General features: G+C 61.2%; 19 protein-coding genes. 13 read left to right on the forward strand and 6 right to left on the reverse strand.

Going from position 1 to position 19,713, the window contains the following annotated elements; all coding sequences use genetic code 11:
- Positions 1 to 141 precede the first annotated feature (141 nt).
- Positions 142 to 825 carry a DNA-3-methyladenine glycosylase gene (locus tag P5706_RS03930; protein ID WP_200432110.1) on the reverse strand — a complete coding sequence of 228 codons (684 nt, stop codon included), beginning with the start codon at positions 823 to 825 and terminating at the stop codon, positions 142 to 144.
- 174 nt (positions 826 to 999) lie between these two features.
- On the opposite strand from P5706_RS03930, the gene P5706_RS03935 reads away from it, so the two are divergent.
- The 13 genes from P5706_RS03935 (at position 1,000) to P5706_RS03995 (ending at position 13,453) form a co-directional block, all read left to right on the forward strand.
- Positions 1,000 to 2,265: a glutamate-5-semialdehyde dehydrogenase gene (locus tag P5706_RS03935; protein WP_200432111.1), complete on the forward strand. Its 1,266-nt coding sequence runs from the start codon at positions 1,000 to 1,002 to the stop codon at positions 2,263 to 2,265.
- On the forward strand, positions 2,265 to 2,909 hold the full coding sequence (gene nadD, locus P5706_RS03940; RefSeq protein ID WP_017136048.1) for a nicotinate-nucleotide adenylyltransferase: 645 nt from the start codon (positions 2,265 to 2,267) through the stop codon (positions 2,907 to 2,909). The genes P5706_RS03935 and nadD overlap by 1 nt, the downstream gene beginning before the upstream one ends.
- Positions 2,910 to 2,978: 69 nt before the next feature.
- Positions 2,979 to 3,473: a ribosome silencing factor gene (gene rsfS / locus P5706_RS03945; protein WP_003215432.1), complete on the forward strand. Its 495-nt coding sequence runs from the start codon at positions 2,979 to 2,981 to the stop codon at positions 3,471 to 3,473.
- 9 nt (positions 3,474 to 3,482) lie between these two features.
- Positions 3,483 to 3,950 carry a 23S rRNA (pseudouridine(1915)-N(3))-methyltransferase RlmH gene (gene rlmH / locus P5706_RS03950; RefSeq protein WP_003176297.1) on the forward strand — a complete coding sequence of 156 codons (468 nt, stop codon included), beginning with the start codon at positions 3,483 to 3,485 and terminating at the stop codon, positions 3,948 to 3,950.
- Between the two features lie 15 nt (positions 3,951 to 3,965).
- The gene (mrdA, locus tag P5706_RS03955; protein ID WP_200432112.1) at positions 3,966 to 5,864 is read left to right on the forward strand and encodes a penicillin-binding protein 2; all 1,899 of its coding nucleotides are present in this window, start codon (positions 3,966 to 3,968) and stop codon (positions 5,862 to 5,864) included.
- A 31-nt stretch (positions 5,865 to 5,895) separates the two neighbouring features.
- Entirely contained in the window at positions 5,896 to 6,999 is a 1,104-nt protein-coding gene (gene rodA, locus P5706_RS03960) for a rod shape-determining protein RodA (protein WP_200432117.1), read from the forward strand.
- 17 nt (positions 7,000 to 7,016) lie between these two features.
- Positions 7,017 to 8,027: a lytic murein transglycosylase B gene (mltB, locus tag P5706_RS03965; RefSeq protein ID WP_138813693.1), complete on the forward strand. Its 1,011-nt coding sequence runs from the start codon at positions 7,017 to 7,019 to the stop codon at positions 8,025 to 8,027.
- Positions 8,027 to 9,028 carry a septal ring lytic transglycosylase RlpA family protein gene (locus P5706_RS03970; RefSeq protein ID WP_200432114.1) on the forward strand — a complete coding sequence of 334 codons (1,002 nt, stop codon included), beginning with the start codon at positions 8,027 to 8,029 and terminating at the stop codon, positions 9,026 to 9,028. The genes mltB and P5706_RS03970 overlap by 1 nt, the downstream gene beginning before the upstream one ends.
- Before the next feature lie 172 nt (positions 9,029 to 9,200).
- Positions 9,201 to 10,358, forward strand: a complete 1,158-nt coding sequence (locus P5706_RS03975; protein WP_200432115.1) for a D-alanyl-D-alanine carboxypeptidase family protein — start codon at positions 9,201 to 9,203, stop codon at positions 10,356 to 10,358.
- An 85-nt stretch (positions 10,359 to 10,443) separates the two neighbouring features.
- Positions 10,444 to 10,725 (forward strand): DUF493 domain-containing protein, encoded by a 282-nt coding sequence (locus P5706_RS03980; RefSeq protein ID WP_017136054.1) that lies wholly within the window; start codon positions 10,444 to 10,446, stop codon positions 10,723 to 10,725.
- On the forward strand, positions 10,725 to 11,372 hold the full coding sequence (gene lipB, locus P5706_RS03985) for a lipoyl(octanoyl) transferase LipB (protein ID WP_056861968.1): 648 nt from the start codon (positions 10,725 to 10,727) through the stop codon (positions 11,370 to 11,372). The genes P5706_RS03980 and lipB overlap by 1 nt, the downstream gene beginning before the upstream one ends.
- Before the next feature lie 26 nt (positions 11,373 to 11,398).
- Complete coding sequence (lipA, locus tag P5706_RS03990) at positions 11,399 to 12,400, forward strand: lipoyl synthase (RefSeq protein ID WP_057444888.1); 1,002 nt, start codon at positions 11,399 to 11,401, stop codon at positions 12,398 to 12,400.
- A 120-nt stretch (positions 12,401 to 12,520) separates the two neighbouring features.
- Complete coding sequence (locus P5706_RS03995; protein WP_200432116.1) at positions 12,521 to 13,453, forward strand: S66 peptidase family protein; 933 nt, start codon at positions 12,521 to 12,523, stop codon at positions 13,451 to 13,453.
- Between the two features lie 95 nt (positions 13,454 to 13,548).
- Here P5706_RS03995 and P5706_RS04000 read toward each other — a convergent pair whose 3' ends face one another.
- The 5 genes from P5706_RS04000 to leuS all read right to left on the reverse strand — a co-directional run bounded on the left by P5706_RS04000 (position 13,549) and on the right by leuS (position 19,694).
- Positions 13,549 to 14,874, reverse strand: coding sequence for a lytic murein transglycosylase (locus P5706_RS04000; RefSeq protein ID WP_285678604.1), 1,326 nt, complete (start codon positions 14,872 to 14,874; stop codon positions 13,549 to 13,551).
- Positions 14,875 to 14,935: 61 nt separating this feature from the next.
- Positions 14,936 to 15,100: an alternative ribosome rescue factor ArfA gene (arfA, locus tag P5706_RS04005; protein ID WP_003176285.1), complete on the reverse strand. Its 165-nt coding sequence runs from the start codon at positions 15,098 to 15,100 to the stop codon at positions 14,936 to 14,938.
- Between the two features lie 216 nt (positions 15,101 to 15,316).
- Positions 15,317 to 16,354 (reverse strand): DNA polymerase III subunit delta, encoded by a 1,038-nt coding sequence (holA, locus tag P5706_RS04010; RefSeq protein WP_017136058.1) that lies wholly within the window; start codon positions 16,352 to 16,354, stop codon positions 15,317 to 15,319.
- A gap of 39 nt (positions 16,355 to 16,393) precedes the next feature.
- Positions 16,394 to 16,999: an LPS-assembly lipoprotein LptE gene (locus tag P5706_RS04015; protein ID WP_285678605.1), complete on the reverse strand. Its 606-nt coding sequence runs from the start codon at positions 16,997 to 16,999 to the stop codon at positions 16,394 to 16,396.
- Between the two features lie 88 nt (positions 17,000 to 17,087).
- Positions 17,088 to 19,694 (reverse strand): leucine--tRNA ligase, encoded by a 2,607-nt coding sequence (gene leuS / locus P5706_RS04020; protein ID WP_285678606.1) that lies wholly within the window; start codon positions 19,692 to 19,694, stop codon positions 17,088 to 17,090.
- Positions 19,695 to 19,713: the final 19 nt, after the last annotated feature.

Below are 19,713 nucleotides of genomic sequence, written 5' to 3' on the forward strand. Positions count from 1 at the left end.
TTTATGTCGGCAGTGGCGATCAACTGTGGGAGCTGGCTTGCCTGCGATGGCGGTGTGTCAGTCACCTCGACAGTGAATGTTCAACCGCTATCGCAGGCAAGCCAGCTCCCACATTCGATGTGCTGGGCTGCTTCTGTCTGTTCAAATCAAAAAATAATCACAGCCTTCGACCTGGCCCCGGCGCAGCGGGTTCCGGGTGCAATACGGCGCATAACCCGCATCCACGAAGCGGTACATCAGGTGTTCATCGCGCCCGCTGGGAATGCCCAGGCGGGTGGTCTGGATGATCTGCGTCGGGGTTTGGCCCACGTCTTCAACAAACAGCCGTTCCTGGTCGAAGCGCTTGGCGTCCCACATCGGCACTTTCAGGCCCAGGGCTTTGCACAGCAGCGTTTGGCCGGCGCAGAGCTTTTGCGATGGGCGTGGGTGGCCATTGGCGTCCGGGTTGTTGAGCAGCATCTGCGCCAGGCTCGCCGGGCCGGACACCGCATCGACCCACGGATAAGCCGATTTGATCAGCACCGCATTGCCGGGGCCGTGAGCGCTGAAGTTCAGCGAATCGCCGCCACGGGCGTAGTACATGTAGATGTGCCCACCATCCAGAAACAAAGCCTTACGCTTTTCTGTGTAACCGAGTGAGGCATGGCTGCCTTTTTCGGCCACGTAATAGGCTTCGGTTTCGATAATTCGCGCCGAAAGCCAAGTTTCACCGACGCGGTGGCGGATGACTTTGCCGAGCAATTCGCGCGCAAGTATTTGCGCGTCACGGTCGAAGAAGCTGTCGGGCAGGGCGCTGGCGGGCAGTTGGGGGGCAAAACTGGACATGGCGGTAAGGGTTAATACGGCTAAATGTGACCGAATAATAACAACTCCCACCTTAATTACCGCTGAACCCTAAGTTTTTACAGTTCATTTCGACCATCCGCCCCTCACCGCTGTCAGTCGGGCGGCGTCACAGCTATAATCTGCCGCTTTCCTCTTTGCCAAGACTCCCTGACCATGACTGAGTCCGTTCTTGACTACATGACCCGCCTGGGTCGCGCTGCCCGGCAGGCCTCGCGGTTGATCGCCCGTGCGAGCACTGCGCAGAAGAACCGTGCCTTGCTGGCTGCCGCCGATGCTCTGGATGCTTCGCGCTCCGAGTTGGCCGCCGCCAACGAACTGGACCTGGCCAACGGCCGCGCCAGTGGCCTGGAACCTGCGCTGCTGGACCGCCTGGCGCTGACTCCTGCACGTATCGACGACATGATCGAAGGCCTGCGTCAGGTGGCCAAGCTGCCTGACCCCATCGGTGAAATCCGCGATATGCGTTACCTGCCGTCCGGTATTCAGGTGGGCAAGATGCGCGTGCCCCTGGGCGTGATCGGCATCATCTATGAGTCGCGCCCGAACGTGACCATCGACGCCGCGAGCCTGTGCCTCAAGTCGGGCAACGCCACCATCCTGCGTGGCGGTTCCGAGGCAATCAATTCCAACCGCGCCATTGCCGTGTGCATCCAGCAAGGCCTGGCTGTGGCCGAGTTGCCGGCCGAAGTGGTGCAGGTGGTGGAAACCACCGACCGCGCCGCCGTGGGCGCCTTGATCACCATGCCGGAATTTGTCGACGTGATCGTGCCGCGCGGTGGCAAGAGCCTGATCGAACGCGTCAGCCGTGATGCCAAGGTGCCGGTCATCAAGCACCTGGACGGCGTGTGCCATGTGTACATCGACATCGCGGCCGACCTCGACAAGGCGATCCGCATCGCCGACAACGCCAAGACCCACCGTTACGCGCCGTGCAACACCATGGAAACCCTGCTGGTACACGCCGGCATTGCCGCGCGCGTGCTGCCGCCGCTGGCTGCCATCTACCGTGACAAGGGCGTGGAACTGCGTGGCTGCGAACGCACCCGTGCGCTGCTGGGCGCGGACGTGATCGAAGCGACTGAAGAAGACTGGTACACCGAGTACACGGCGCCGATCCTGTCGATCCGCATCGTCGACGACCTGGACCAGGCCATCGAACACATCAATAAATACGGCTCCAAGCACACCGACGCTATTGTTTCCGAGCATTTCAGCGATGCCCGGCGTTTCCTCACCGAAGTGGATTCCGCCTCGGTGATGATCAACGCCTCGACGCGTTTTGCCGACGGCTTCGAGTATGGCCTGGGCGCGGAGATTGGCATTTCCACCGACAAGCTCCACGCACGCGGCCCGGTTGGCCTGGAAGGCCTGACCAGCGAGAAGTACGTGGTGTTCGGCGACGGTCATGTGCGCACTTGATGGGTAAACGCATCGGGCTGCTCGGCGGCACCTTCGACCCCGTGCACATCGGCCATTTGCGCAGTGCCCTGGAAGTCGCGGATGCCCTCGCGCTGGATGAGTTGCGCGTGATGCCCAATGCGCGCCCGCCCCATCGCGATATGCCGCAGGTGTCTGCGCAGCAACGCTTGGAAATGGTGCGCCTGGCTGTAGAAGGTATACCGCCGCTGGTGGTGGACGACCGCGAACTCAAACGCGATAAACCGTCCTACACTGTCGACACCCTGGAACTGATGCGCGCCGAGTTGGCCGCAGATGACCAGTTGTTTCTGCTTTTGGGCTGGGACGCATTTTGCGGCCTGCCCTCTTGGCATCGCTGGGAGGAACTCCTCCAGCATTGCCACATCCTGGTTTTGCAACGCCCGGATGCCGACAGCGAACCGCCGGATGCCTTGCGCAACCTGCTGGCCGCGCGGTCGGTAAGTGACCCCTTGGCCCTGACCGGGCCGAACGGGAATATTGCATTCGTCTGGCAGACCCCGCTTGCGGTGTCCGCCACCCAGATCCGTCAACTGCTGGCCAGCGGGAAGTCGGTACGTTTCCTGGTGCCTGACGCGGTCCTGGCCTACATCGATGCGCACGGGCTTTACCGTGCGTCGAACTGAAAAGGCGCGCTTGATCGCACGAACATTCGTGCAGCGAGCGCCCGAACATACGAGCAAAACGAGTTTTATATGACGAACAAAGACGTAAGCAAAGTTAAGCGCAAAGGCACTTTCAAAAGCGCCCCGCTGCCAGTAGAAGCGCACACCGGCCCTGAGCTGGCTGGCGAAGAGCTGGTAAAAGTCGCCGTGGCGGCCCTGGAAGACGTTAAAGCCCAGGACATCCAGGTGCTGGACGTGCGCGATAAACAAAGCATCACCGACTTCATGATCATTGCTACCGGTACTTCCAACCGCCAGATCGGCGCGATGCTCGACAAGGTTCGCGAAGCCGTCAAAGCCCAGGGCGTCAAGCCACTGGGTGAAGAAGGCAAGGGCGACAGCGACTGGGTACTGCTGGACATGGACGACGTGATCGTTCACATGATGACCAGCAACGCCCGTCAGTTCTACGACCTGGAACGTCTGTGGAAAGGCGCCGAGCAGAGCCGCGCGGCCGATGGGAAGCACCACAGCCCGGAAGTGGGCCACGCGCACTTCGACAAGCTCAACAAAGACCAGGAATAAGGAACGGCTGTGCGCCTGCGTCTGATCGCTGTCGGTTCACGCATGCCCAAGTGGGTGGAAGAAGGCTGGCACGAGTATGCCAAGCGTCTGCCCGCTGAGCTGTCGCTGGAGCTGGTGGAAATACCGCTCAACACCCGGGGCAAGAATGCCGACGTGGCGCGCTTTATCCGTCAGGAAGGCGAAGCCATGCTGGCCAAGGTCGGCCCCAACGAGCGCATCGTCACCCTCGAGGTGCACGGCAAGCCCTGGAGCACCGAGCAGTTGGCGGTGGAACTGGACCGCTGGCGCCTGGACTCGCGTACCGTCAACTTCATGGTCGGCGGCCCCGAAGGGCTGGCGCCGGAAGTCTGCGCGCGGGCGGACCAGCGCTGGTCGCTGTCGGCACTCACGTTGCCGCACCCGTTGGTAAGGATTCTGATCGGTGAACAGCTGTATCGCGCCTGGACAGTTCTGTCCGGGCACCCTTACCACAAATAATCTGCGCCATTGCCGATGACCCAGCCAATCCGCATCAAGGACCACGAGAAAGACGCACGTCTGGTACGCGCACGCGTGGTGTTTGGCGCTTTTTTGGTGGTGGGTCTGATTGCGGTGCTGATTGCGCGCCTGTATTACCTGCAGGTGATCCAGTACGACTATCACTCCACCTTGTCGGAAAACAACCGGGTGCATGTGCAGCCGATTCCGCCGACCCGTGGGCTGATTTTCGACCGCAATGGCGTAGTGGTGGCGGACAACCGACCCAGCTTCAGCTTGAGCATGACCCGCGAGCGTTCCGGCGACTGGCAGCAGATCCTCGATGTGATCGTGGAGGTGCTGCAGCTGACACCGGAAGACCGGGTGATCTTCGAAAAACGCATGAAGCAGGGGCGTCGGCCGTTCGAGCCGGTGCCGATCCTGTTCGAGCTCAACGAAGAACAGATCGCGCGCATCGCGGTGAACCAGTTTCGCCTGCCGGGTGTAGAGGTGGTGGCGCAGTTGGTGCGGCATTACCCGCAAGGTGCGCACTTTGCGCACTCCGTGGGCTATATGGGGCGCATCAACGAGAAAGAGCTTAAAAGCCTCGATCCGGTGAATTACAGCGGCACCCACCATATTGGCAAAACCGGCATCGAGCGTTTCTACGAGCCGGAGCTGCACGGCCAGGTCGGTTACGAAGAAGTTGAGACCAACGCCCGTGGCCGCGTGCTGCGCGTGCTCAAGCGCACCGACCCGATCCCTGGCAAAGACATTGTGCTGAGCCTGGACATCAAGTTGCAGGAAGCGGCGGAGATGGCCCTGGGCGGACGTCGTGGCGCCGTCGTGGCGCTCAACCCGGCCACTGGCGAAGTGCTGGCGATGGTCAGCCAGCCGAGTTTCGACCCGAACCTGTTTGTGACCGGTATCAGCTTCAAGGCCTACGCCGAACTGCGTGATTCCATTGACCGGCCGTTGTTCAACCGTGTGCTGCGCGGGCTGTATCCGCCGGGCTCGACGATCAAACCGGCGGTGGCGATTGCCGGCCTGGATTCGGGTGTGGTCACGGCCTCGAGTCGGGTGTTCGACCCCGGCTACTACATGTTGCCCAACTACGATCACAAATACCGTAACTGGAACCGCACCGGTGACGGCTATGTCGACCTGGACACCGCGATCATGCGCTCCAACGACACCTATTTTTATGACCTGGCCCACAAGCTGGGGATTGATCGGCTGTCTGCCTATATGGGCAAGTTCGGCCTCGGTCAGAAAGTCTCCCTGGATATGTTCGAAGAATCCCCTGGCCTGATGCCATCGCGCGAGTGGAAGCGTGCGACCCGTCGCCAGGCGTGGTTCCCGGGCGAAACGCTGATCCTTGGCATCGGCCAGGGCTACATGCAGGCCACACCGCTGCAACTGGCCCAGGCCACCGCGCTGGTGGCCAACAAAGGCGTGTGGAACCGCCCGCACTTGGCCAAGACCATCGAAGGCCAGAAGCCTGTGGATGAAAACCCGATTCCCGACATCGTGCTGCGCGACCCGTCCGACTGGACCAAGGTCAACCACGGCATGCAGCAAGTGATGCACGGCGCCCGTGGCACCGCGCGCAAGGCCGCGGTCGGTGCGCAATACCGCATTGCCGGCAAAAGCGGTACGGCCCAGGTGGTGGCGATCAAGCAGGGCGAGAAATACGACCGCTCCAAGGTTCAGGAGCGTCACCGCGACCACGCCTTGTTTGTCGGCTTTGCGCCGGCCGACGACCCGAAAATCGTGGTGGCGGTGATGGTCGAGAACGGCGAGTCCGGCTCCGGCGTCGCAGCGCCTGTGGTGCGTCAGATCATGGACGCATGGCTGTTGGCCGACGACGGCAGGCTCAAATCCGAATATGGCGGCCCCCCTTCAAGCACCGAGGTTACGGCCCGTGAAGAGTAATTTTGACCGCATCCTCTCCAGTGAGGATGTGATGCGTCGCCGTGCGACGTTGCTGCAACGCATGCACATTGATGGCCCTTTGCTGATTCTGTTGCTGACCCTCGCGGCCGGTAGCCTGTTCGTGCTGTATTCGGCCAGCGGCAAGAACTGGGACCTGCTGATCAAGCAAGCGTCCTCGTTCGGCCTGGGCCTGCTGTCGATGGTGGTGATCGCCCAGCTGGAGCCGCGGTTCATGGCGCGCTGGGTGCCCTTGGGGTATGTCGTCGGCGTATTGCTGCTGGTGGTGGTGGATGTCATGGGCCACAACGCCATGGGCGCGACGCGCTGGATCAACATACCCGGGGTGATTCGCTTCCAGCCCTCGGAATTCCTCAAGATCCTGATGCCGGCGACCATCGCCTGGTACCTGTCCAAGCGCACCTTGCCGCCGCAACTCAAGCACGTGGGGGTGAGCCTGATCCTGATCGGCGTGCCGTTTATCCTGATCGTGCGCCAGCCCGACCTCGGCACCTCGCTGCTGATTCTCGCGGGCGGCGCGTTCGTGCTGTTTATGGGCGGCCTGCGCTGGCGCTGGATCCTCAGCGTGCTGGCCGCCGCCATCCCGGTCGCCGTGGCGATGTGGTTCTTCTTTATGCACGACTACCAGAAGCAGCGGATCCTGACCTTCCTTGACCCGGAAAGCGACCCGCTGGGCACCGGCTGGAACATCATCCAGTCCAAGGCGGCCATCGGTTCCGGTGGCGTATTTGGTAAGGGCTGGTTGCTGGGCACGCAGTCGCACTTGGACTTTTTGCCCGAGAGCCACACCGACTTCATTATTGCGGTATTGGGCGAAGAGTTCGGCCTGGTGGGCATTTGCGCCCTGTTGCTGATCTATGTGTTGTTGATCGGGCGCGGCCTGGTGATCACTGCCCAGGCGCAGACGCTGTTCGGCAAATTGCTCGCCGGCAGCCTGACCATGACTTTTTTTGTTTACGTTTTCGTCAACATCGGTATGGTCAGTGGCCTGTTGCCGGTGGTTGGGGTGCCGTTGCCGTTCATTAGCTACGGCGGAACTTCGCTGGTGACATTGCTGTCAGCGTTTGGGGTTTTGATGTCGATTCACACGCATCGCAAGTGGATCGCGCAGGTTTGAATAAGGTGAAGATGTCAATGCAAGTAATGCGCGGCTGGGCGACTCGGCACGCGTCCTGGATGGGCCTGATTGGGCTGCTGGGCGCGACGCAAGAGGTGCAGGCCGGTGACTACGATGGTTCACCCCAGGTCGCCGAATTTGTCGGTGAAATGACCCGCGACTACGGTTTCGCCGGTGAACAACTGATGGGCGTGTTCCGCGAAGCCCAGCGCAAGCAGGCGATCCTCGACGCGATCTCGCGTCCCGCCGAGCGCGTCAAACAGTGGAAAGACTATCGCCCGATGTTCCTCACCGACGCCCGTGTGGCGCGGGGCGTGGACTTCTGGCGCCAGCACGAAGCAGTGCTGGCGCGCGCCGAGCAGGAATACGGCGTGCCGGCCCAGGTGATCGTCGCCATCATCGGCATCGAAACCTTTTACGGGCGCAACACCGGCAGCTACCGGGTGATCGACGCCTTGTCGACCCTGGGCTTCGATTACCCGCCACGTGCCGAGTTTTTCCGCAAGGAGCTGCGTGAATTCCTGCTGCTGGCCCGTGAAGAACAGGTCGACCCGTTGACCCTCAAAGGCTCCTACGCCGGGGCGATGGGCCTGCCGCAGTTTATGCCGAGCAGTTTTCGGGCATACGCGGTGGATTTCGACGGCGATGGCCACATCAATATCTGGAGCAACCCGGACGATGCCATTGGCAGCGTGGCCAGCTACTTCAAGCGCCATGGCTGGGTGGCCGGCGAACCGGTGGTGATCCGCGCCGATGTCACGGGCGATCGCGCCGACGAAGGTTTGACCCAGGGAATCGAGCCGGTCAAGACCGTCGGGGAGTTGCGAGCGCTGGGCTGGTCGAGTCAGAATGCGCCACGCGATGATATGCCGGTGACGGCGTTCCGCCTGGAAGGCGCAAATGGCCCGGAATACTGGATGGGCCTGAAGAATTTTTACGCAATCACGCGTTATAACCGCAGTGTGATGTACGCCATGGCCGTGCATCAGCTGTCAGACATGCTGGTCCAAGCACGGGGCAACAAGTAATGCGGGTATCGCCGTTCCAAAAACCGCTCAAGCTGGTGGCGTTCGCCGCGTTGTCCTTGCTGGTTGTCAGTTGCTCCTCCACCACCAGCCGTGCCCCGGCGCAGAAGGGCGGGGCTATCGTCCGTGCCCAACCGGGTCTGGACATCAACCGCGCGCACAAAGACGGCGCGCCGTGGTGGGATGTCGACGTATCGAAGATCCCGGACGCCACGCCGACCCTGCACACCGGGCCTTACAAAGCCAACCCGTATACCGTGCTGGGCAAGAATTACTTTCCGCTGCAGGAATCCAAGACCTACTCGCAAACGGGCACGGCGTCCTGGTATGGCACCAAATTCCATGGCCAGAACACCGCCAACGGCGAAGTGTATGACCTGTACGGCATGAGCGCGGCTCACAAGACCTTGCCGCTGCCCAGCTATGTACGCGTGACCAACCTGGACAACAACCGCACGGTGATCCTGCGGGTCAACGACCGTGGGCCGTTCTATTCGGACCGGATCATCGACTTGTCCTATGCCGCCGCGAAGAAACTCGGTTATGCCGAAACCGGCACTGCGCGCGTGAAAGTCGAAGGTATCGACCCCGCGCAGTACTGGGCTCAGCGTGGCAAACCGGCACCTTTGATGCTCAACGAGCCGCAAACGCCGCAACCACAAGTGACCGCCTCGGCCGGCAAGATCGAGCAGTGGACGCCACCACCGGCGCAGCACGCACCGGATACGGTGGTGGTGCCGCATGCAGCGCCAGGGGCATCTACAGTCGGTGGCCAGTACCTGCAGGTCGGCGCTTTCGCCAACCCGGATGCGGCAGAACTGTTAAGGTCCAAGCTCAGCGGCATGGTCAGCGCGCCAGTATTTATCAGCTCCATCGTGCGTAACCAGCAAACCCTGCACCGTGTGCGCATGGGACCGATTGGTTCGCCAAGTGAAGTGGCGCAAGTACAGAACAGTGTGCGCCTGGCTAACCTGGGGCAACCCAGCGTCGTCACGGCTGAATAAGTAAAAGGATTGATGGTTCAGGTTCGCCTGAACCCAGGTTGTTGGCTCGTGAACAATAAAAACCCAGGGGCAAGGGGTGAGCGGGCAACCGAACACGCGACAGTCTGGCAGCGGGCTGTCTGAATAGTTTTGCCCGCGAGGGCAAGTTTCCATAAGCAATTTCGAGAGACGGATGAACATCACCACCTTAGCCAAACGCACGTGCCTGCTTCTTTCGCTGATCATCACCCCGGCCGCCTGGGCGGTTGAAATGGTGCCAGCTTCCCCGCAATTGGCCGCCAAGGCCTGGGTCCTCATGGATGCCGCCAGCGGCAACGTGCTGGTCGAGAACAACGGTGACCAGCGCCTGCCCCCGGCCAGCCTGACCAAACTGATGACGGCCTACATCGCGACCCTGGAAATCCGTCGCGGCCAGATCGGCGAAAATGACCCGGTTACCGTCAGCGAAAACGCGTGGCGCACCGGCGGTTCGCGGATGTTCATCAAGGTCGGTTCGCAAGTCACCGTCAGCGACCTGCTGCACGGCATCATCATCCAGTCCGGTAATGACGCCAGCGTGGCCCTGTCCGAGCACATCGCCGGCAGCGAAGACGCATTCGCCGACTTGATGAACAAGACTGCCGGCGACCTGGGCATGTCCAACAGCCACTTCATGAACCCGACCGGCCTGCCGAACCCAGAGCACTACTCGTCGGCCCACGACATGGCCCTGCTGGCTCGCGCGATCATCCGTGTCGACCCGGTGCACTACGCGATCTACTCCCAGAAGGAATTCTTCTGGAACAACATCAAGCAGCCTAACCGCAACCTGCTGCTGTGGCGTGACAAGACCGTCGACGGTCTGAAAACCGGCCACACCGAAGAAGCCGGCTACTGCATGGTGTCGTCCGCTGTACGTGACGGCCAGCGCCTGATCGCCGTGGTATTCGGCACTAACAGCGAGCAGGCCCGTGCGGCCGAGACGCAAAAGCTGCTGACTTACGGCTTCCGCTTCTTCGAAACCCAGACCTTCTACCAGAAGGGCGCTGAGCTGGCTCAAGCCCCGGTATGGAAAGGCGCGACCCATCAAGTCAAGGCCGGCCTGGCCGATGACCTGACCCTGACCATGCCTAAAGGCCAGCTGAAAAAGCTCGCTGCCAGCATGACCATGAACCCGCAATTGGTTGCTCCAATCGCCAAGGGTGACGTGATCGGTAAAGTCGAAGTGAAGCTCGATGACAAGGTGGTGCACAGCGCCGACCTGATCGCACTGGACGCCGTTGACGAAGGTGGTATCTTCCGCCGCGTGTGGGATAGCATCCGTCTATTCTTCTACGGCTTGTTCAACTGATTGTGCGCACCTGCAAAGCCCCGCGTTGATCCAGCGCGGGGCTTTGCCCGTCGCCACGGCTTAGCGCTTACGAGGCTGTTCTGCCATGACCGATAAAGAAGTAGAAGTAAAGGCGCCAAAGATCGAATTCCCCAACGTGGACTATCCCGTCAAGGTGATCAGCGATACCGGTGTAGGCAACAAAGACAAGATCCTCGAGATCGTGCGTAAACACGCGACGATCAACGACAACCGGGTAGACGAGCGTTTGAGCTCCAACGGTAAATACACCACGATCCAGTTGCACATCGTTGCGACCGGTCAAGACCAGCTCTACGACATCAACAGTGAACTGCGGGCCACGGGCTTCGTACACATGGTGTTGTGATGTCTCAGGTTTTGGGCTTTCGCGAGCTCGGCCAGATGGCCTACGAGCCGGTCTGGCATGCCATGCAGCGCTTCACCAACGAGCGCGGCACCTCGGCCCCGGATGAAATCTGGCTGGTGGAACACCCGCCGGTCTTCACCCAGGGCCAGGCCGGCAAGGCTGAGCATCTGCTGCTGCCGGGTGATATTCCGGTGGTGCAGGTCGACCGAGGTGGCCAAGTGACTTACCATGGCCCAGGTCAGCTGGTGGCTTATTTGCTGCTGGACGTACGCAAGCTGGGCTATGGCGTACGTGACTTGGTGAGCCGCATGGAGGCTTGCCTGATCGAGCTGTTGGCCAGTTACGGCGTGACTGCCGCGGCCAAGCCCGATGCACCCGGTGTATACGTGGACGGCGCGAAAATCGCCTCCCTCGGTTTGCGCATTCGCCACGGTTGTTCCTTTCATGGCCTGGCCCTGAATGTGGACATGGACCTGGCGCCGTTTCGGCGCATCAACCCGTGCGGTTACGCCGGGCTGGCGATGACGCAACTGAGCGACCACGCCACACCGATTAAATTTGCCGAGGTAAGTGCCCGGCTGCGTGCGCAGCTCGTCAAACACCTCGACTATGCTGAGCAGACGACCCTTACGGGCGGAATCGACTGATTATGACTACTGATGCAGTGCAAACCATGATCCCGACGCTGGACATCACCGAGCGTCCGGCCCCGGCCCCGCGTGCCAAGGTCGAAGCCGGCGTCAAGCTGCGCGGCGCCGAGAAGGTTGCACGCATCCCGGTGAAAATCATCCCGACCACCGAATTGCCGAAGAAGCCTGACTGGATCCGCGTGCGCATCCCGGTTTCGCCGGAAGTCGACCGCATCAAGGCGCTGCTGCGCAAACACAAACTGCACAGCGTGTGCGAAGAAGCCTCCTGCCCGAACCTGGGCGAATGCTTCTCCGGCGGCACCGCCACCTTCATGATCATGGGTGACATCTGCACCCGTCGTTGCCCGTTCTGCGACGTTGGCCACGGCCGGCCGAAGCCACTGGACGTCAACGAGCCGGAAAGCCTGGCGATTGCCATTGCCGACCTGAAACTCAAATACGTGGTGATCACCTCCGTAGACCGCGATGACCTGCGTGACGGCGGTGCCCAGCACTTTGCCGACTGCATCCGCGAGATCCGCAAGCTGTCGCCGAACGTGATGCTCGAAACCCTGGTGCCGGATTACCGTGGCCGCATGGACGTCGCGCTGGAAATCACCGCCGCCGAGCCACCGGATGTGTTCAACCACAACCTGGAAACCGTGCCACGCCTGTACAAGGCCGCGCGTCCGGGTTCGGACTACCAGTGGTCGCTGACCCTGCTGCAAAAATTCAAGCAGATGATGCCGCACATCCCGACCAAATCCGGCCTGATGCTGGGCTTGGGCGAGACCGACGAAGAAGTCATCGAAGTCATGAAGCGCATGCGCGAACACGACATCGACATGCTGACTCTCGGCCAGTACCTGCAACCGTCGCGCAGCCACTTGCCGGTGCAGCGTTTTGTACACCCGGACACCTTCGCCTGGTTCGCCGAGGAAGGTTACAAGATGGGCTTCAAAAACGTCGCCTCCGGCCCGCTGGTACGTTCCTCGTACCACGCTGATGAGCAAGCCAAGCTGGTCAAGGCGAGCCTGGTTTCGTAAACGCGTCCCCTCTGTAGGAGCAGCCGAACTGCTCCTACAGAGTTTCCCTCCTTTTCTCCCTTCTGTTTGCAACCATCACTGGCTAGAGTGCCTGGGTAATCCAACCACGGAGAACCATGGATGACGACTCAACTCTCGGCTGCCGTGCCTGCCCTGCGCCCCGAAGGCGTAATTGGCCTGATCGCCCCCGCCGGCCCTGCCGCACTGGATGTGGAAAAAGCCGGCCAGTGGATGCGCGCCCGTGGGCATGAGCTGCGCATATTCCCCGGTGTGTATGAGCGCGACGGCTACCTGGCCGGCAGCGACGAGGTGCGCCTGCGCGACCTGCATGCTGCGTTTGCCGATCCCGAGATCGATGCCATCTTCTGCCTGCGTGGCGGCTACGGCACACCGCGTCTGCTGGATCAGCTCGATTTCGACCTGATGGGTGCCAACCCAAAGCCGTTCGTGGGGTACAGCGACATCACCGCGTTGCACCTGGCCATCAACCGCTACGCGGGTTTTGTGACCTTTCACGGGCCGATGCTCAACGCTGACCTGCTCGGCGGCAAACAGCAGCCCACCGAGTCATCGTTGTTCAGCATGTTGCGTGGGCAACTGAGCGAGTGCAGCGTGCTGGCACACCCGGTTGCTTACCCACTGACCACGATTGAGCCGGGTGTCGCCTGTGGGCGTTTGCTCGGCGGCAACCTGTCGATGATTGCCGCGGTGATGGGCACGGCGTTTGAGATCGACGCCGAAGGCATCATTCTGTTTATAGAAGACGTCAACGAGCCACTCTATCGAATTGACCGGCTGCTGACGCACTTGCGGCTGGCGGGCAAACTGGCCCAGGTGGCCGGCGTGTTGGTCGGGGATGTATCGGGGGTGGATAAGGCGGCGTTGGAGCGGCTGCTCAAGCAGACCTTCGAGCCGCTGTGCATTCCTGTGTTGTCCGGCTGGCGCAGCGGGCACTGCGATCCGAACTTGACGCTGCCGATGGGCGCGCTGGTGCGCCTGGATGCGGGGGAGCAGCAGTTGGTGTTGGAGCAGGATGTAGTGTTCAAGCCCTGAGAGTGCTATCGCAGGCAAGCCAGCTCCCACAGGAAATTGCATTCCAAAGGTGGGAGCTGGCTTGCCTGCGATGACGGCAGTCGCCATAGGCCGACTTAACGGCTCAGCAACGACTCCAGCAGCTTCACTGTCGGAAACCCATCCGCCGGCCAGCCCAACGACTGCTGCGCCGCCCGGATCGCCTTGCGCGTGTTGGCGCCGATAATCCCGTCCGGGTTGCCCGCGTCATAGCCCTTGGCGCTTAGCACCGTCTGCAAATCAATACGCTGTGAGCGACTCAGCGGCAGTTCATCCTTGGGCCAGTCGCCACGAATCACGCCGCCGCCAGCAAACCGCTCCGAGAGCAAGCCCACGGCCAGCGCGTACGACGACGAGTTGTTGTACTTGAGGATCGCGCGGAAGTTATCCAGCACCAGGAAAGCCGGCCCACGGTAACCTGCCGGCAACAGCAGGGCGGCGGACAGGTGCTCGACGTTCGGCGGCATGCTTGCGCCAGGTGGCAGCTGGATGCCGAGGTTCATCCACTCGCCAACGGTCTTGCGTATGCCGCCGTCGGCCAGGGCGTAATCGAAGTTCGTCGGCAGTTGTTTCACCTCAAAGCCCCATGGCTGGCCGCGTTGCCAGCCGGAGCTTTGCAGGTAGTGCGCAGTGGAGGCCAGGGCGTCGCCCGGGCTGTTCCAGATATCGCGGCGACCGTCGCCATCGAAATCCACGGCGTGGGTGTTGTAGGTGGTCGGGATGAACTGGGTCTGGCCCATGGCCCCGGCCCACGAGCCTTTCATCTGGTCGGCAGAGATATCGCCATGCTGGATGATCTGCAGCGCCGCCAGCAGTTGCGCCTGGGCGAATGCCGGGCGGCGGCCTTCATAGGCCAGGGTTGCCAGGGAGCGGATCACCGAATTATTGCCCTGGAACTGGCCAAAGTTGCTTTCCATGCCCCACACCGAAACCAGTGCCTGGCGATCAACGCCATAACGCTCTTCGATGCGCTGCAGGATATCGGCGTATTTGATCAGCAACGCTTGGCCATTACGCACGCGTACCGGCGACAGGGCGCCGTCGAGGTATTCCCATACTGGGCGGGAAAACTCCGGCTGGCTGCGGTCAGCGCGAATCACTGCCATGTCGGGTGTCACGCCGGCAAAGGCGTTATCAAAGACGGCGGGCGTAATGCCTGCGTTTAAGGCTTGCGCACGAAAACCAGCCTGCCATTCGGCAAAAGTCTGGGTCGGTTGGATATCAAGATTGTCCACGGCCAACGGGGGAACCACGGCAGGCGCGACGGCCGGCACAGTCTGGAGTTTTGGCAAGGGTTGCGCGTCCGCGGCGGTGGGTTTCTCGGCGCAGGCGACAAGCAGAATGAGGCTGGAGGCAGCGATCAGTTGGCGAAGGTGCCAACGACGGGAAAGGCTAGAGGGCATGCACAGGTCCAGGGATTACAAATCAAGTACCGACCTTATCATGCCGGAGGGGCACTTGCCTTCAGGCAGCCAGAAAGTAAGAAGCCTCCCAGCTATTAGACTGGAAGGCTTCGCGGCGGTAGCTGCCTTTGCCCTTGCCGGCGCGTTCCTGACGGCTGCGGAACAGTGGCTGGGCGATGATGGATTTGGCCTTGTTGGGGCCATGCTTGGATGGCTTTTTGCTCATGGTCGGTACTCTCTATGAGGTGGGTTGAAGCGGTGCAAATCATCTGCCGAAGTGGCGCGGCTGTAAAGCCCGGCGATGTGTAGGCGGTTTCACTTTATCAAGTGGGCACGGTCAATGTGGGAGCTGGCTTGCCGGCGATAGCGGTCCATCAGCACAAATGTAGTGGCTGACACACCGCTATCGCAGGCAAGCCAGCTCCCACGGTGGACAGTGGGGTTATTCGGCGGGGAGTGTCAGGCGTTGGCCGGACATCAACAGTGACAAACGGCTCAGGCTCATCCACGGCGAACCGGCCGCCTGGCCTTTGATCTGCGCATCGATGCGTTGCGCTTCCAATAACAGCTGCGCCCAGCGTTGCGCCGAGTGGCGTTGCAGGGCTTTGCTCATCAGGGGTTTGCGCTTGTCCCACACCGGCGGCCTGGCCTGGCTGAAGCATTTGTCCAGCGGTGTGCCTTGGCTGTATTGCAGGGCAATATTGGCCAGCACCCGCAGTTCTCGAGCCAGTGCCCACAGAATCACCGGTGGTTCCACGCCTTCGCCGCGCAAGCCTTCGAGCATGCGCAGGGCGTGGGCGGGTTCGCCGTTGAGAATCGCGTCCACCAAGCCGAACACATCAAAGCGCGCGCTATCAGCGACTGCGCCCTGGACGGTTTCGACGGTGATCTGTCCGTCCTCGGCCATCAGCTTGAGCTTTTCGATTTCCTGGGCGGCGGCAAGCAGGTTGCCCTCGACCCGGGCGGCGATCAGCTCGACGGCATCTTGCGTTGCCGACAACCCTGATTGGGACAGGCGCTGACGTATCCACTGCGGCAGCTGGTTGCTGTCCACTGGCCAGATCTGGATGAACTGGGTTTGCGGGCCTTCTACCAGCGCCTTGCCCCACTTGGTTTTCTGCGCGCTGCCATCGAGCTTGGGCAAGCTGATCAGCAGCACCGTGTCCTCAGCCGGTCGCGAGCAGTATTCCATCAACGCCGCGGCGCCTTTGTCACCCGGCTTGCCCGAAGGCAGACGCAGTTCCAGCAGGCGTTTCTCGGCGAACAACGACATGCTCGCACCGGCTTGCAGCAGCGTGCCCCAGTCGAAACTGGCGTCGGCGCTGAACACCTGGCGTTCATCGAAACCTTGCTGGCGTGCGGCGGTGCGAATCGCGTCGGCTGCTTCCTGGCACAGCAGCGGGTCATCACCGCTGACAATGTAGACAGGCGCGAGGCCACCTTGCAGGTGTTTGGCGAGTTGGGCGGGGGCAAGTTTCATAGGCGGGGCAAACGGGGCGCCAGGGGCGCCCCGTCTGGCTTACTCGACAGGGACTTCGGCAGGCGATTGTTTCGGCGTGTTGTCTTCGTATTCCTGCGCAGCTTTCAGGGCGTCGGCGTCAGCCTTGGCCTTGTTGTCGGCGGTCAGTTGCAAGGCGGCCAGTTTCTCTGGCGTCAGCTGTTGCAGACGAATCATCAGGCGCTGGATCAGCTCACGACGCATTTCCTTGCGAACCTGGATGATCTCCGAGTCCGAGCCCACCAGGTTGTTACCGTCGTGGCTCACGACTTTCTGCACTTCAACCTTGTCACCCATCAATGGCAGGTGATCGCGGCCTTGCAGTTCATAGACGACCAGGGTGTTCAGCTCAATGTCCGACGCACGGCCAGCACTGGCGTAGCTGAGGTTACGCTGGGTTTCTTTCTCGTCCACCAGGTTCAGTTTGTAGGTTGCGCCGGAGCCGACGTGCACACCGCTGCTTTCCAGGGTCTGGCGCAGCTGGGTCACGGTCTCGCCGTAAGCGTTGCGCGCGTTGACGTCCAGTTCCTTGATGCTCAGTTCATTGGTGGTGGTGCCACGCAGCTGGAAGCCGCAAGCGCTCAGCAGCACAGCAAGGCCCATCACCAGCAAATTGCGTTTGATCATTTTGTTGCTCCCCTTGAAACCATGTGGGCCTTATCGAGGCCTTAAAGGTTTAGTTCGGCGCAGGGCTCAAGCCCTGCGCCCGATCCGATTAGCTGGCGACGATGTTAACCAGTTTGCCCGGCACTACGATCACTTTGCGGATCGTCAGGCCTTCGGTAAAGCGCAGCACGTTTTCGTTGATGCGCGCTGCGGCTTCCACGTCTTCACGGCTGGCACTGGCAGGCATGTCGATCTGGCCACGCAGTTTACCGTTAACCTGGATAACCAGTTGCAATGTGTCTTGTACCAGTGCGCTGTCATCCTGAACCGGCCAGCGCGCATCGATGACCGCATCGCTGTGGCCCAGGCGGCTCCACAGTTCATGGCTGATGTGCGGCGTGATTGGTGCCAGCAGCAACACCACGGCTTCCAGGCCTTCCTGTACCAGCGCGCGGTCCTGTTCGGTGGCTTGCGGGGCTTTTTCCAGCACGTTCATCAGCGTCATCACCTGGGCGATGGCGGTGTTGAACTTGTGGTTCTGGCCCACGTCCTGGCTGGCCTGGCGGATGGCCAGGTGGGTGCTGCGGCGAATGGCTTTTTGCTCATCGCTCAACGATGCCACGTCCAGCTTGCCGGGCAGGCCCTGGCTGACATGGGCGTGCGCCAGGCGCCATACGCGCTTGAGGAAGCGGTGCGAGCCTTCAACCCCGGAGTCGGACCATTCGGCGCTCATGTCGGGCGGCGAAGCGAACATCATGAACAGGCGGCAGGTGTCGGCACCGAACTGATCGATCATCGACTGTGGGTCGACGCCGTTGTTCTTGGACTTGGCCATTTTCTCGGTGCCACCGATTTCCACCGGCAGGCCGTCGGATTTCAGCTTGGCGCTGATCACCTTGGCTTTGCTGTCACGCTCAAGCTCGACGTCCGCCGGGTTGAACCAGGTGTAGGCGCCATTGGCTTCGCGGCGATAGTAAGTCTCGGCGATCACCATGCCTTGGGTCAGCAGGTTCTTGAACGGCTCATCGGAGCTCACCAGGCCTTCGTCGCGCATCAGCTTGTGGAAGAAGCGCGCATAAAGCAGGTGAAGAATCGCGTGTTCGATGCCGCCGATGTATTGGTCCACCGGCAACCAGTGGTCGGCTGCGGATTTTTCTACCAGGCCGCCTTCATAGTGTGGCGAGGCGTAGCGGGCGTAATACCACGAGGACTCCACGAAGGTGTCCATGGTGTCGGTTTCGCGCTTGGCAGGTGCGCCGCATTTAGGGCACGTGCACTCGTAGAACTCAGGCATGCGCGCCAATGGCGAACCGGCGCCATCCGGCACCACGTCTTCGGGCAGTAGCACCGGCAACTGGTCTTCCGGCACCGGCACGTCACCGCAGGTTTCGCAGTGGATGATCGGGATCGGGCAGCCCCAGTAGCGCTGGCGGCTGATGCCCCAGTCGCGCAGGCGGAACTGGGTACGCGAGGCACCGAGGTTCTTCTTGATCAGTGCGACTTCGATGGCGTCGAACGCACCCTGGAAGTCCAGGCCGTCGAATTCGCCGGAGTTGATCAGTTCGCCGTGCTCGCCGTAGGCGTCTTGCCACGGGGCCGGGTTGGTATCACCCGAGCTGGTACGCACGACCGACTTGATCGGCAGGCTGTACTTGGTGGCGAACTCGAAATCGCGCTCGTCATGAGCCGGCACAGCCATTACTGCACCATCGCCGTAGTGCATCAGCACGTAGTTGGCGACCCACACCGGCAGTTTTTCGCCGGTCAGTGGGTGCTCGACGAACAGACCGGTTGGCAGGCCTTTTTTCTCTTGTGTAGCAACGTCGGCTTCGGCCACGCTGCCGCCTTTGCATTCTGCGATGAACGCTTGCAGCTCAGGGTTGTTCTGTGCGGCCTGGGTAGCCAGCGGGTGCTCGGCGGCCACGGCGACGTAAGTCGCGCCCATCAAGGTATCCGCACGGGTGGTGAAGACTTTGAGTGCGCCGGCTTCGCCGATCGAGTCGACGTTGTACGGGAACTGCACTTCCATGCCTTTGGATTTGCCGATCCAGTTACGCTGCATGGTCTTGACCTGTTCAGGCCAGCCCGGCATGTCGTCCAGGCTCGACAAGAGTTCATCGGCGTAGGCCGTGATCTTGAAGTAGTACATCGGGATCTGGCGCTTTTCGATCACCGCGCCGGAACGCCAGCCGCGACCGTCGATCACCTGCTCGTTGGCCAGTACGGTCTGGTCGATCGGGTCCCAGTTCACGGTACCGTTTTTACGGTAGATCACGCCTTTTTCGAACAGGCGCGTGAACAGCCACTGTTCCCAGCGGTAGTAATCGGGCTTGCAGGTGGTCACTTCGCGGGACCAGTCCACCGCCAGGCCCAGGCTACGCAGCTGGGTTTTCATGTAGGCGATGTTTTCGTAGGTCCACTTGGCGGGCGCCACGTTGTTTTTCATCGCGGCGTTTTCCGCCGGCATGCCGAAGGCGTCCCAACCCATAGGTTGCAGGACATTTTTGCCGAGCATGCGCTGATAGCGGGAAATCACGTCGCCGATGGTGTAGTTACGCACGTGCCCCATGTGTAGCTTGCCGCTGGGGTAAGGGAACATCGATAGGCAGTAGTAAGTCTCCTTGCCTGGCTGTTCACTGACTTCAAAGGACTTTTGCTCGTCCCAGAAGGTTTGGGCGGCATTTTCTATTTCACGGGGCTGATATTGTTCGTGCATGGCTACTTTTGAACTGAAT

This window comes from Pseudomonas sp. ChxA (assembly GCF_030263855.1).
Classification (GTDB): Bacteria; Pseudomonadota; Gammaproteobacteria; order Pseudomonadales; family Pseudomonadaceae; genus Aquipseudomonas; species Aquipseudomonas fluorescens_CB.